The sequence below is a fragment of the Pseudothioclava nitratireducens genome (assembly GCF_029210495.1).
GTDB lineage: Bacteria > Pseudomonadota > Alphaproteobacteria > Rhodobacterales > Rhodobacteraceae > Pseudothioclava > Pseudothioclava nitratireducens.
In genome coordinates, this window is the sequence record NZ_JARGDK010000005.1 from 246,587 (window position 1) to 260,241 (window position 13,655).

The following is a 13,655-nucleotide window of genomic DNA, read 5'->3' on the forward strand; positions in this document are numbered from 1 at the left end:
GGTCATAGCCCATCCCGCAGGTCGGCAACCTCGGTCAATCGAACCGCAAGCTGCCCGGTCGCATCCCCCTCCAACTCCGTAAGTTCGCCCCGAGCGATCAACTTGTCCCCGACATAAAGTTCCACAGGGTCGTCCACGCGCCGGTCGAGAGGCAGCACGGCGTCCCGCTTGAGGCGCAACAGCTCCCGGACAAGCGGACGTGCGCGTCCAACGGAAATCGTGATCTCGATCGGGACTTGGGTGAACGGGTTACCTGCATGGCCGTCGTTCGGCTCATTGGTTTCCATCTTGGGCTCCGATGCTGTTTGAGAAATAGGTATTCACGGCTGCTTCGATCCGCGCGATGACGCCATCAAGATCAATCTGCACCTCTTGATGTTCCAGCCGGAGGTAAACCTGGCCTTCCGGCAGTGTCGGCTCACCGCTGAACACGAAGGGCAGGGACGTCTGGGCCGACAAAATCTCTTTGACCTGACCGAGAACTGCGGGGTTCGCAACGATACAAATCGGCGCTGAGACACGGTCTTCGGCGACCTCCTGAAGCTGTTCCAGAACGATCCTCGGCAAACTGTCGCGGGCAATCGCGGGCAGGACCTTCGTGGTCATTTCAACAAGCAGTGGTCGCAGCGATTCAAGCAGATGCGTGCGCGCCTCCTCATAAGTGACGGAAAGCGCCAAGAGGTTTTTACCCAGATCAAGGTGCAGGCGTGTGGTTTCGGAATTCTGCGCGGCGATGGCATCGTCCCAACCCGCCGTGTAGCCTTTTTCAAAAGCAACGAGCTTGGTTTCCTCAAGCGCCTCCGGGTCGAGAACGACCTGGTCGAGCGTGTCGCCCTCTGTCTCGAACGACTCGAGTTTCAGTCGGCCACTCATGACAGCGTCTCCTCTTTCTCGTCCATCCAGCTGCGCAGAATCTCAACCGTCTCGGACTGACGTTCCTCGATGAGTCGCTTGATACGGGCCACCGGATCGTCGGAGATCGCGTCATCGAAAGCATTCCCCATGGCCATAGGCATCTGGAGATCGTCGAGCGCAAAATCCGACACAAGCTGCATGTCCTTATCGGGGTAGTCTGAATCTGCGATTTCTCCGGTAAGAGCCTGCGTATCCGGCTCTGGTGGAGGCAGTTCGGCCATGTTGCGGATGTTCCGCTGCATCAGGATCGGACGCATGACGAACAACCCCAGCACAAGCGCAACGATCGCCAGCACCGCGAGCTGGACAAGCTGCATCACATCAAGCCCTGACGGGCTGAACAGACCCGCCTCGACCATGTCGCCCGGGGCGGTGATCGGCTCGAACTCCATGGACCGGAGCGTGATCGTATCGCCACGCGCTTCGTCGAAGCCGACAGCAGATGCCACGAGCGCCCGCAATGCCTCCAATTCATCGTCCGAACGCGGGGTCCAGACGGCATTTCCTTCAGCGTCCACACTGTGCTCACCATCGACGAGCACCGCGACCGAGAGACGCTTGATCGCACCGGGGGTCCGCAGCACCTCTCGCGTGGTTTCAGAAACCTCGTAATTGGTCCGCTCCCGCACTTCGCTCGAACGGCTCTGCGATTTGCCTGAGTTGCCCGCATCACCTTCGGGAAGATTTGAGGCTACGCTCACACCGCCCGGCTTGGTGTCATCGGCGCTCTTGCTGCGTTCCTCGGTGTCGGTCGAGATCGCCACACGCCCCTCCGGGTCGATCAGCCGCTCGGTGATGGCCTCTCGTTCGGTGACGGTTTCAAGCGCGACCTCAACGACCGCATTTCCGTAGCCAACGCGCGCTTCGAGCAGGCGCTCCACGCTCTGCTTGAGCACCGCGGCGCGATCCTGCCCATCCAGAGCCGTCTGCGCCTCATCTCCGATCGCGACGAGGCCACTTTGGCTGTCGATAATCGAAACATCCTCGGGCCGCATCCCGGCCACCGCCGAGGCAACCATGAATTTCAAAGCCTTCGCTTGTGGCGGGGTCAGTCCCCCGTTCACGGTCGAGACCGTAACCGACGCTGTCGGTGCCATCCCACGCCGGAAGGATTGATGCGTCGGGTTGGAAATATGGACACGTGCCGAGCGAATCGCTGGATTAGAGACGATGGTGCGAGCCAGCTCCCCCTCTTTGGCACGCCAATAGGCTGCGTCGAACATTTGCGCGGTTGTCCCAAAACCCGACATGCTGTCGAGCAGTTCGTAACCGCTGCCACCGGTAGCCGGCAGACCCTCCGCCGCAAGCGTCATGCGCAACTCGTCGCGACGCGCCGCATCGACATAGATCGAGTCGCCCCGCACCTCATACATGAGGCCGCGCTGCTCCAACGCCGCGATCACCTCTCCCGACTCAGGACCGTCAAGGCCGGCATAGAGCAGGGCCATGGAAGGTTTCGATGCGATGGCAGACATCGCCAGAACCATGGCAAACATGGCGATTGTCGCCCCGATGACGATCACGCGGCGGCGATTGTCCAAGGTCTGCCAGAGATCAGAGAGTTGTTTCAACCTGCACCTCCATTCGACGGACGTTCTGTCCGCCAGTGAGGCCATCTTTCTCAGATTGCCCTTAACAATCGGTTAGTGGGTTTGGGGCTATTGAGGGATGAACGAAGAAATCGGTAGCCACATGTCTGACAAGAACGAACCCGAGGGCGAAGCCCCCAAAAAGCGCTCCAAACTGCCGCTTATCATCGGTCTAGTGCTGATGATTGCGCTTGGGGGCGGCGGCTTTTACGCGGTCTATTCCGGTCTCATTCTAGGCGGCGAACCGACCCCGGAGCACGTTGCAGATGATACGCCCGTGCCAGAGGCTCTACCTGACATCGCATTCGTGCCGCTGGACCCGATGGTGATTTCACTCGGCGGTGCCGTGACGCGCCATTTGCGCTTCTCGGCGCAGCTAGAGGTTGCCGAAGCCTACAAGGCGGAGGTGGAGCTGTTGAAACCGCGCGTCATGGATGTCTTGAACGGCTACCTGCGCGCAGTCGAGGTCACGGATCTCGAAAATCCCAGCGCTCTCTTCAAGCTGCGTGCGCAGATGCTGCGGCGCGTTCAGATCGTGACCGGCGAAGGCCGCGTGCGCGACCTGCTGATTATCGAATTCGTCCTGAACTAGGAGCATCCGATGCAAATGATCTCCGACATCCTGCTCGTGACCGCTGCACTCTCGGCGGCAGTCTACTGCTTTGTCCTCTCCCGGAGACTGAAACGTTTCAACCAGCTCGAATCGGGAATGGGCGGCGCCATCGCCGTCCTCTCCGCGCAGGTTGATGACATGACCAAGGCCTTGACCCGTGCTCAGGCGACGGCATCAGCATCGGCGGATCAATTGAGGGAAATGACCGAGCGCGCGGAAAAAGGAGCGCAGCGTCTTGAGGTGATGCTGGCATCTCTGCACGATCTGCCCGATGGCGAGACGGAGTCTCGCCGGCATCGTGTCGTGCGTCGGCGGGATCGCTATCGTGACATGGAGGCCGCGGAATGAAACGGTCACCCAAGCCCCCCGCGCCCCCGCCCAAGCCGCCCAGGCCGTTGCGATTCCGGCGCAAAGCGCTCCCGCTGATCGCGCTGCTTTTCGTGGTCTCCGCAGGCCTGCGCCTTGGTGAGACCGACTGGCTTGCCTTTGCGACCACGGCTACAGAATCGGTAGGTCAGAAGCCCGCTGAATGTCCCGACGATGCGGGTCTCACGGCTCTGCTTCAAGAGCTTGATGCACGTGAGAAACGGATCGCACAGCGTGAATTGACTCAGGCGGAGCGCGCAAAAGCCCTCGAAGTAGCTCAGAAAAAGATAGAAGAGCGAATTGCAGCGCTCAAGGCTGCCGAAGAGAAGCTGTCGCAAACCCTTACGATCGCCGATACCGGAGCCGAAGAAGATGTGGCCCGGCTGGTCACCCTTTATGAAAACATGAAGCCCAAAGAGGCTGCGCCACTTTTCGAGGAAATGGCACCGGAATTCTCGGCTGGATTCATCGCCCGTATGCGGCCCGACACCGCAGCCGCGCTGATGGCCGCGCTTGATCCGAAAACCGCCTACAGCATCAGTGTGCTTCTGGCCGGACGCAATGCCGGGACACCGAAGCCGTGACGACATCAGCGTTTGTTAAGTGATTTCTGCCACGCTCGTGCCCGTTAAGGAGAGAACCTCATGATTGGTATCATCGGCATCGTCATCATCTTCGTGATGGTTTTTGGCGGATATGTCGCTGCGGGCGGCAAGATGGGAATCATTCTCAAATCGCTCCCATTCGAAATGATCATGATTGGTGGGGCCGCTGTCGGGGCCTTTGTGCTCTCGAACGATATGGCGTCGATCAAGCACACGCTGAAAGACGTCGGGAAGGTGTTCAAAGGGCCGAAGTGGAAGCCGGACGATTACCGCGATCTCTTGTGCATGCTGTTCGAATTGATCCGCCTCGCGAGGCAGAACCCCGTCGCAATCGAGGAACATATCGAAGACCCGGAGAATTCTTCGATCTTTGGAAAATATCCAAAGATTCTTCATGATCACGAAGCGGTCGAGATGATCTGCGACACAATGCGCTCGGCATCAATGAACTATGACGATCCGCATCAGGTCGAAGAGGTGCTCGAAAAACAGCTCGAGGCGAACTACCACCACGCAATGCATTCGAGCCATGCGATGCAGTCGGTCGCAGATGCCATGCCGGCGCTAGGGATTGTCGCGGCGGTTCTTGGGGTGATCAAGACCATGGGCTCGATCGACCAACCCCCGGAAATTCTTGGCAAGATGATCGGCGGTGCGCTCGTTGGAACGTTCCTCGGGGTGTTTCTGGCCTATGGCTTCATCGCCCCCTTCGCGGCCCGGATGAAGTCCGTAATCGATGAGGACAGTCATTTTTATAAACTCATCCGCGAGGTACTCGTCGCAAACCTGCACAATCACGCCACGAATATCTGCATTGAGGTTGGTCGCCAGAATACCCCCCATCATATTCGTCCAAGCTTCTCTGACCTTGAAGATGCGCTGAAATCCGTAAAGTCGGAGGCGGCATGAAATCCCCGCTTCTCGCGATTTTCGTCTGTTTCTTATTCGCGTCTAAGGTTTGGGCGCAGGAGATCGTAGTCCGATCGGGCGAGCACGCAGATTTTTCGCGACTGGTGGTCGATTTTCCGTCAAGCATCGGCTGGAGCATTGAGGTCGAAGACCGTAATGTTCTGATTACACCATCAAAAAGCTCGGTTCGATACGGGCTGGAAAGCGTTTTTCATTACATACCCCGCGATCGCATTGTCCGGCTCCAAGGCTCCGACACAACCGGTGCGCTCAGCATCGAAATGGCGTCTGACGTCAAAGCGGAGTGGTTCGCGCTTTCCAGCGGGGCCGCTGTAATTGATTTTCGTTTTATACCCGCGGATGCGGTTGAATCGGCCCATCCGACGCGCATCCCCTCGACCGTATTCCCCTCCATCCAGACGGATTACTTTCCACTGTTTTGGGAAAATGCCCTTGAGACCCAAGAGACCGTGAATGCCCCCGCGCCGGATACACTGCCAGTGGGCAATACCTATGAGGGTGGTTTCGAAATGCCCGATCCTCGGATCCAACAGATGGAAGCGGAACTGCTCGCGCAATTGAGCCGTGCTGCGGCCCAAGGACTCGTGGAGGTCGATGCCAGCCCTCGACAAAACAAGATCTCTGAATCGAACACCCCGAAACAGACTGGATCAGCGGTGCCAGACGAGGGCGCATCGGCGACCGATGCAGCGCTTGCCGTCACCAGCCAGACTTCTATCGATCGTGCTACGGGAACCCGCGGAGCGCAGGATACCGCACATTCGGTCGGGTTACGATGCCCGCCGGCGGAAGCATTCGATGTGACGTCATGGGCAGACAGTGCGCCACCAGCGACACTCATCGGGCAGGCCCGCCGCGCCCTCATGCAGGAATTTGACCGCCTTGACCGGGAGCAGACACTCACTCTTGCCCGAATTTATGCCGCGCTCGGCTTTGGTGCTGAGGCGCGCAACCTCCTGCGTGCTTCTGATTTCGATGACGCCGATACGTGGTCGATCATGCTCGTCTCGGCGGTCACGGATGGTTTTGCGCCAGATGGTGCCCTTTCAATCGATTTTCTCGTCGGCTGCGACGGTCCCGTGGCCCTTTGGGCATTTTTGGCCGGCAATGTGGAGAGGCAGACACCAATCAAATGGGGCGCAATTCAGCGTGCCTACTCCGCACTACCCGCGCACTTGCGCGGTCTGCTTGGGCCGAGCCTGGTGGAAAAACTCATGCAACATGAGCGTTTCGATATCGCACATTCCATCAGGGACTCGCTTGCAAGGATTGGATCGGGGGTCGAGGCAAGTCTGTCTCTGGTAGATGCTCATGTTGGGGAAATACGTTCCAGCGATGGTCAGATCGTTGAGGGTCTTGAAGCCGCGATCGCCGAGGATGGTGCGGCATCCATTCCCGCCCTGCTCATACTTATCGAAGATCGGCTGACAAATGGAGAGGCCGTCCCGGCGCGGCTCACTGAGAATGCTGGCGCAATCAGTTTCGAACTTGGCACAACGACAGAGGGGTTGCGGCTCTTGCGGGGGCATGTGCTCGGGCTCGGTTCTGTCGGGAGCTTTGATCAGGGGTTCGAGGCGCTGGACCGATGGCCGCACACCGCCGAACCAGAGCTGCGCAACACAACCCTGGAACACATATTCGAATTCATCCTGCGAATTCCCTACGACACGTTATTCTTACAAGCGTATTTCCGGCATCGTGACCACCTTGAGAACGGGGATATTTCGGATGAAACACGGCTTGCCCTGGGTCAAAGGCTGATCACCCAGGGGCTTTCAGAGGCGGCCCGCAATATCATCAACCCCGAATCCTATCAGACCGACGAAGCGCGCGCTCTTTTGGCTCGGGCCGCGCTAGCCGAGGGCGACGCCTCCTCGGCGCTTTCTCATCTGCGCGGGTTAGAGGATGAGTCGTCACTCGCGATGAAGGCCGAGGCCTATCAGATGCTTGGTCTCTTCGGTGATGCCACCGATATTCACCTACAACGCAATGAAGTCAGCCTCGCCGGGAGCGCCGCATGGCTTAACGGGGATTGGGGCACAGTCGGGGAAGTCGGCTCGGATACCGCCAAGAACTTCGTTCGCGCCTTCGATCTGATTGGCCCGGACGAACGATTGCAGGATGCAGAGCCGATCACAGCCGCCAATCTGATCCCGAAATCCTATGATCTTGTGCAACAGAGCAGAGCAGAGCGCGAAGCGCTTGATGCGCTTCTCTTGGACCTCGATGCGGAGCCTCAGGAGAGCTTTACAAGTGCCGAAAGATAGCGACCGTAGTCGTTCTTTCCGAACATCTCGGAACGCTTCAACAACTCGGAAGATGATATCCAGCCCTGCGCAAAAGCGATCTCATCCGGGCTTCCGGTCTGCATCCCTTGACGGCGCTCCAACGTGCGGACGAAGTTCCCGGCATCCAGCAAGCTTCCATGGGTGCCGGTATCGAGCCACGCATATCCACGGCCCATTTGCTGCACACGCAGCGCCCCTTCTTTGAGGTAATCCTCAAGAAGCGATGTGATCTCAAGCTCGTTTCTGGCCGAGGGCTTCACGCGGCGCGCACGTGCCGGCGCAGAACCGTCGAGAAAATACAGGCCCGTTACGGCATAGTTCGAGGGGGGATGCTCCGGCTTTTCGATGATGGCGCGGACATTGCCCGAAGCATCGAAATCGACAACGCCGTAACGCTCGGGATCGGCGACGCGATAGCCGAACACGGTTCCACCCGCGTTGCTTTTGCTCGTCTCAACCAACAGTTCAGACAGGCCGTGCCCGAAGAAAATATTGTCACCAAGAACCATCGCGCTGGGGGCGCCATCGAGAAACGCCTCGGCGAGGATATATGCCTGCGCCAAACCATCGGGGCTTGGCTGTTCAATATATGTCAGCGAGATGCCCCATTGGCTGCCATCACCGAGCGTACGCTTGAACTGTTCTTGATCCTGCGGCGTGGTGATGATCGCAATCTCTCTGATCCCCGCGAGCATCAGAACGCTCAGCGGATAATAGATCATCGGCTTGTCATAAATCGGCAAGAGCTGTTTCGAGACGCCCAAGGTAATCGGATAGAGACGCGTCCCCGACCCGCCTGCCAAGACAATGCCTTTACGCTCACTCATACTGACGGCTCCGACTCGCTGCTTGAGCGCTGGATACATTCTGAGGCCGGAATGCTCAATCCTTGTGATGGAAAAGCGCGCGGGCGCGACAGATTGGCCAATGTCATGAAGAATGGGAATATCGGGAAAATTGGTCGGAGCGAGAGGATTCGAACCTCCGACCCCCTGCTCCCGAAGCAGGTGCGCTACCAGGCTGCGCTACGCTCCGACCGTGTGGGCGGGGATTATCCAACCCGCGCCGCATTTGCAAGGGGGATTCGCCGTTTTCTAACGGTTTCCCCGCACGGTCCGATCAAGGGTCCGTTGCAGCAAGGACGATCGCGGCGTGGTCACCGTTTCCGTCCGCCCGCGGGTCTCGAGAACGGGCTGGTTTGAGGAGACATTCGGGCGCGCCTCGCGGAATACGATGTAAAGGCCGGACAGGATGACGATCGTCGCTCCGACCATCGTCGGTGCATCAACGGCCTCGTCAAAAAACATGTAGCCGAAGAATACCGCCCAGACGATCTGTGAGTATTGCATCGGGGCCACGATAACCGCCTCCGCCTTGCGATAAGCCAGAATGCTGAGAAACGCGCCGACCAACCCAAAAATCGCGACCACGAGAAGCAGACCCAGATCAGCGAGTTGCAACGGAACCCAGACCAGCGGGACGACAGCGCCCATCGCGATGAAATTGCCCAGAAGCGGCGAGAGCAGCAACACGACAGAGCGTTCTTCCTGCCCGATCTTGCGCACGATGATCGAGGCAAGCGAGCCACAGAAGGCCGCAGTGAGCGCCGCAAGATGGCCCATCTGAAGGGTCGCCACACCGGGGCGCACCACGATCAAAACGCCGCACAGGCCGATGATGACCGCCGCCCAGCGGTGAAACCCCACCCTCTCGCCCAGAACCGGGATCGCGAGAACCGTGATCAAAAGCGGCATTGCGAACAAGATCGGATAGACCTGTGCCAAGGGCAGGCTGGAAAAAGCATAGAAGGCACAGACCCCGGTGATCACCGTGCAGATGGCGCGCAGCACGACCCACCACGGATGGATCGGGCGCAAGCTACCTTCGCGTTTGTCATTCAGCAGAATGACGGAGATCACCGGAAAGCTGAGCAGGGCTGCGAAAAACACGATCTGGACGGCGGAATAGGTCTCGCCCAGCACTTTGACGACCGCGTCATGGGTCGCGTAGATCGCGAATGCCAAGAGCGCGAGAACCGCGCCCTGCCCGTTCGATTTCGTCGCGTGATCGCTCATGGCGGCGCCTCCTGTTACCGCTCACATAGACGCGACAGGGCGAGCGAGGCAAGGCTGCAATGAAAAACGGCGCGAGGAAATCCCGCGCCGCTAGAAAGATTTTCAGACCGGATCAGAGGCTGGCGTCGAGCGCGGCGATGATTGCGTCGCCCATACCAGAGGTCGAAACCGGGGTGCCGCCTTCGGGGCCCATCAGGTCCGCGGTGCGCACGCCATCAGCCAGAACCTTCTCGATCGCCTGCTCGAGACGGGTTGCCTCATCGCCCTGATCGAAGCTGTAGCGCAGCGCCATGGCGAAGCTGAGGATGCAGGCGATCGGGTTGGCTTTGCCCTGACCCGCGATGTCGGGCGCCGAACCGTGAACGGGCTCGTAGAGAGCCTTCGGGCGACCGTTCTCCATCGGCGCGCCGAGCGAGGCCGAGGGCAGCATGCCAAGCGAGCCGGTCAGCATCGCCGCGCAATCCGAAAGGATGTCGCCAAACAGGTTGTCGGTCACGATCACGTCGAACTGCTTCGGCCAACGCACAAGCTGCATCGCGCCGTTGTCGGCATACATGTGCGACAGCTCGACATCGGGGTATTCCTCGTCGTGCACGCGCTGGACGACTTCGCGCCACAGGATGCCCGATTCCATCACGTTGGCCTTCTCCATCGAGCAGACCTTGTTGCGGCGGCGCTTGGCCAGCTCAAACGCAGAACGCGCCACACGCTCCACTTCGCTTTCAGTGTAGCGCTGCGTATTGATGCCCACGCGCTCGCCGTTTTCCTCGAAGATGCCGCGCGGCTCTCCGAAATAGACGCCCGAGGTCAGTTCGCGCACGATCATGATGTCGAGACCGGCGACCACATCTTTTTTCAGCGACGAGAAATCGGCCAGCGCATCAAAGCATTGCGCCGGGCGCAGGTTCGAGAACAGGTCCATTTCCTTTCGCAGGCGCAGCAGGCCGCGCTCGGGCTTTACCGAGAAGTCGAGCACGTCGTATTTCGGGCCACCCACGGCGCCGAGAAGAACCGCATCGGCCGCCTGCGCCTTGGCCATGGTTTCATCCGCGAGCGGGACGCCGTGCACGTCATAGGCCGCGCCACCCACCAGATCCTCGGACACGTCAAAGGTCAGCCCGCGCTTATCCCCGAACCACGAGATGATCTTTTTCACCTCGCCCATAACTTCGGGGCCGATACCGTCGCCGGGCAGGATGAGGATGGAAGGGTTCGACATGGCGTATCTCCAACGGAAAAAGGGTTGAAAGGGGCCTATCCAATGCCGCTGATCGGGTCAAGCACCGCCTTTTGACGCTGCGCAAGCCAAGCGTATCGGCAAGGGCTCGCCGACGGGTCGGCAGGGTTTTGCGACTCTGACGGTTGCGCTGCGATGGAGGACTCGCGCTTTGCGGGAATCCGTTTCTAATGGGGCAAAAGAAACGGAGGCAGTATGTCAAACAGGGTCCTTATCCTCGGGATGGGCGGCACATTCGGCACAGCGGCGGCGCGGGCATTCCGCGCGGCGGGCTGGCATGTGGATCGCTATCACCGCGGCACAGACATGGCGATCGCGGCGCGCGGCACGCGCTGGATCGTTAACGCCATGAGTCCGCCCAACTATCACGATTGGGCCGGCCAGATTCCCGAAATCACCACGCAGGTGCTGGCCGCCGCCAAGACGAGCGGCGCCTCTGTGATGGTGCCGGGAAACGTTTATGTCTACGGGCGCGAGCCGGGGCCTTGGGGGGCGGATACGCCGCACCACCCCTGCACGCGCAAGGGTCGCATCCGGGCAGAGATGGAGGGCCGCTACCGCGACGCTGCCGAAAGCGACGAGCGCTCCATCGTTTTCCTACGGGCGGGCGATTTCATTCAACCCGACGCGCCGCAGACCCTGTTGAATCGGGTCGTGTTGAGGGATCTCAAAAAGGGCCGGATCACCGCGATGGGCAAGCCCGATGCCGCGCATGTCTGGGCCGACCTCGAGGATCTGACCCAGATCGCGGTATCGCTGGCCAGCTCGGCGGATCAGGTGCCCGGCTTCCTCGATATCGGGTTTCCGGGAACGAATTTCTCGCCGCGGGACCTGGCCGAAGAAATCGGGCGGCAGTTGGTCCGGGAGATCCAGATCAAGCCCTTCCCGTGGTGGATGCTGCGCCTAGCCTCCCCGGTGTGGGAGCTTGGGCGCGAACTGACGGAGATGCGCTATCTCTATGATATGTCACACAGCATCGACGGCGCGCGTTTCGCAGAGCTATTCCCCGATTTCACCCCCAAGACGCTTGATCGTGTGGTGTTCGAGCACCTTTACTTGCGCGGGATGCGCGTCCCCGATGGCAATTCGACATCGACCCAGACGAGGCGATGGGCCGAGGCGCGCTCGACTGTCTCTGCCATGGGGTCGTCCGGCGTGGGCCAGAATACACCCGAGGCCATCACCGCCAGATCGCGCGAGGGAAGCACGTAATCGACCCGCAGATTGCCCGGCCCGTCATCGCTCCAATCCGCCGTGTCGAGCGTTGGATCGCCGCGATGGGCTGCATTTATGCCCTCTTGCGCGGCGGTCAGCGCACCTTCGCTGCGCGGTTGAGGATCAAGGAACACCGGATGATCGAGCAGGGTCAAAAGTGCATCGGGGCGACCCTCGCTGTCGATCGGGTCCAGATTGGCGTCGCCCAGAATGACGATCGGCGCCTCGGGCGGATGCTGACCGAGCCGCCCTTCGAGATAGTGGAGCCAAAGGGCCGCTTCGTCGTGATTGCGCCGTCCGTTCCGATCCTCTGGCCCGTCGAAAACCGGCGGCGTCGCGGTCCATGCCCAAAGATGCAGCGGCGACTCCTCGGGCAGGACCAGGCGGATATCCCAATGCGCGGTCGTGGAAAGCCGCTGCACCGCGCGCACATCTGGCGAGAGGCCCGCGCCGTCAATCAGTGAACCGGGGAGGTCGGCCCAAAGCATCGGTGTGAAGTCGACGATATAGTCGGCGCGGATAGGCAGACGCGACAAGAGCGCCATGCCGCCCTGCCCCATAAAGCGCCCATAGCCCTGCGCGTCCCGCGCCTCGCCGCTGCGCCCGTTCCCGTCCAGATCCAGACCAGTCGCCAACCCGGTATTCGGTTGCCCCGCGAAGCGATGCGGATAGTCCGCCCCGGCCTCATTCAGTCGCGCGATGAAGGCGTCGAGCGCGCGGCCTTCATAGTCCCAATCGAAACTGGTGAGCAGCAGGATATCGGGATTGATCGTCGCGATCACATCCACCGCCGCCGCAATCTGTGGGTCTTTGCCGCGCTGGATGTCCTGGAGGAGCAGGCCCGGGCCCTTGCGGCTCAGGTCGGGGTTCCATGTCGCGATACGCAGGGTCTCGGCCGTTGCTGGCCCAGCAAGGGTCAGCGCCGCTACGATCAGGCCGGAATATAGTCCGACACGTGGCTGTGACGCCGCTTCGCCTCGATCATGCTGGCGATGCGTCCCATCGCGATCCCGCGCATGAAGAGGCTCGCCGGAAGGAATGCCCATGCCGTCACCGTCCAGATCATCGTATGCGGGCTCTCAAGCGTCACCGGCGTGAAGGCCGAGGAGATCGCCTTGATGACCGCCGGTATAAGGAACGGCAAAAGGAAGCCGAGCACAATATTGAACCGCGCATCGCGGCGCAGACGATCAACCACGTCGCCGCCCGCTGTCGGGTCGAAGGTCGGAAGATTGACCCAGACGTTGAACCCGCCCTGCGCATTCGGCCAGCCGAGCGTGCGCAGGATGATCACGAAGTAGCCCAGCGTGATCAGCGAGATCAGATAAGAGATACCGGCCGCCGTGCGCACCGTCGCAATATGTGCGGCGCTCGCATCGGCTGGCAGCATCAACACCAGCAGGCGCACCGGCGAGTAAGGCAGGTCGATCGACTCGGCGACCGCACCGCCCAATACCTGCACGAACCGCGTCAGCGTCGTCGCCTCATACCGTGCGAGGATCAGAACCGAGAGCAGCGTGATCGTCGCCAACAGCGACACATAGCGGATACGGTTGAATGGCGGGGCGTCGCGGAACTCGACGAGACCGGGATAGATGGAGGCGTATTCGAAAAACGTCAGTGCCGCCGCAAAGATGGCAACCAGCGCAACGATCTGTGTCGTATCGGCGCTCACGCCGGGCAGCATGATCGACGGTATGGCGATCACCAATACCATCAGAATAGCGCGCACCAACGCTCCTGCGAGACGTGAAACCACTGAACTGCCCTTCGATGCGGTCGGGCGCGATGCGTTGCCGCGCCCTTGTCCCAATTTGTTCCC

13 protein-coding genes and 1 tRNA gene are annotated in these 13,655 nt (G+C 60.3%); 5 read left to right on the forward strand and 9 right to left on the reverse strand.

Annotated elements, in window-relative coordinates; genetic code table 11:
* Positions 1–2 precede the first annotated feature (2 nt).
* Genes P0X85_RS08290 through fliF form a run of 3 tightly spaced genes read right to left on the reverse strand, consistent with a single transcriptional unit; the run spans position 3 to position 2,531 of the window.
* Positions 3–287, reverse strand: a complete 285-nt coding sequence (locus tag P0X85_RS08290) for a FliM/FliN family flagellar motor switch protein (RefSeq protein WP_275811414.1) — start codon at positions 285–287, stop codon at positions 3–5.
* Positions 274–873, reverse strand: coding sequence for a FliH/SctL family protein (locus P0X85_RS08295; protein WP_275811416.1), 600 nt, complete (start codon positions 871–873; stop codon positions 274–276). Before P0X85_RS08295 ends, P0X85_RS08290 begins: the two co-directional genes overlap by 14 nt.
* Positions 870–2,531 (reverse strand): flagellar basal-body MS-ring/collar protein FliF, encoded by a 1,662-nt coding sequence (fliF, locus tag P0X85_RS08300; protein ID WP_420851807.1) that lies wholly within the window; start codon positions 2,529–2,531, stop codon positions 870–872. Before fliF ends, P0X85_RS08295 begins: the two co-directional genes overlap by 4 nt.
* Positions 2,532–2,607: 76 nt before the next feature.
* On the opposite strand from fliF, the gene P0X85_RS08305 reads away from it, so the two are divergent.
* The 5 genes from P0X85_RS08305 to P0X85_RS08325 are packed head-to-tail and all read left to right on the forward strand — an operon-like array spanning position 2,608 to position 7,285.
* A complete protein-coding gene (locus tag P0X85_RS08305) occupies positions 2,608–3,096 on the forward strand; it encodes a flagellar basal body-associated FliL family protein (RefSeq protein ID WP_275811420.1) in 489 nt (162 codons plus the stop codon).
* A gap of 9 nt (positions 3,097–3,105) precedes the next feature.
* Positions 3,106–3,465, forward strand: a complete 360-nt coding sequence (locus P0X85_RS08310) for a hypothetical protein (protein WP_275811422.1) — start codon at positions 3,106–3,108, stop codon at positions 3,463–3,465.
* Positions 3,462–4,067, forward strand: a complete 606-nt coding sequence (locus tag P0X85_RS08315; protein WP_275811424.1) for a MotE family protein — start codon at positions 3,462–3,464, stop codon at positions 4,065–4,067. The genes P0X85_RS08310 and P0X85_RS08315 overlap by 4 nt, the downstream gene beginning before the upstream one ends.
* A gap of 60 nt (positions 4,068–4,127) precedes the next feature.
* Complete coding sequence (gene motA / locus P0X85_RS08320) at positions 4,128–4,997, forward strand: flagellar motor stator protein MotA (protein WP_275811426.1); 870 nt, start codon at positions 4,128–4,130, stop codon at positions 4,995–4,997.
* A complete protein-coding gene (locus tag P0X85_RS08325) occupies positions 4,994–7,285 on the forward strand; it encodes a hypothetical protein (protein ID WP_275811428.1) in 2,292 nt (763 codons plus the stop codon). The genes motA and P0X85_RS08325 overlap by 4 nt, the downstream gene beginning before the upstream one ends.
* Here P0X85_RS08325 and rfbA read toward each other — a convergent pair.
* The 6 genes from rfbA to P0X85_RS08355 all read right to left on the reverse strand — a co-directional run bounded on the left by rfbA (position 7,255) and on the right by P0X85_RS08355 (position 13,592).
* Positions 7,255–8,172: a glucose-1-phosphate thymidylyltransferase RfbA gene (gene rfbA / locus P0X85_RS08330; protein WP_338030522.1), complete on the reverse strand. Its 918-nt coding sequence runs from the start codon at positions 8,170–8,172 to the stop codon at positions 7,255–7,257. The genes P0X85_RS08325 and rfbA overlap by 31 nt on opposite strands.
* Before the next feature lie 92 nt (positions 8,173–8,264).
* Positions 8,265–8,341, reverse strand: a tRNA-Pro gene (locus P0X85_RS08335).
* Positions 8,342–8,400: 59 nt separating this feature from the next.
* On the reverse strand, positions 8,401–9,381 hold the full coding sequence (locus P0X85_RS08340) for a DMT family transporter (protein ID WP_275811430.1): 981 nt from the start codon (positions 9,379–9,381) through the stop codon (positions 8,401–8,403).
* 112 nt (positions 9,382–9,493) lie between these two features.
* Positions 9,494–10,600 carry a 3-isopropylmalate dehydrogenase gene (leuB, locus tag P0X85_RS08345; protein WP_275811433.1) on the reverse strand — a complete coding sequence of 369 codons (1,107 nt, stop codon included), beginning with the start codon at positions 10,598–10,600 and terminating at the stop codon, positions 9,494–9,496.
* Between the two features lie 1,070 nt (positions 10,601–11,670).
* A complete protein-coding gene (locus P0X85_RS08350; RefSeq protein ID WP_275811435.1) occupies positions 11,671–12,879 on the reverse strand; it encodes an endonuclease/exonuclease/phosphatase family protein in 1,209 nt (402 codons plus the stop codon).
* Positions 12,765–13,592, reverse strand: coding sequence for a hypothetical protein (locus tag P0X85_RS08355; protein ID WP_275811437.1), 828 nt, complete (start codon positions 13,590–13,592; stop codon positions 12,765–12,767). The genes P0X85_RS08350 and P0X85_RS08355 overlap by 115 nt, the downstream gene beginning before the upstream one ends.
* Between the last annotated feature and the right edge of the window lie 63 nt (positions 13,593–13,655).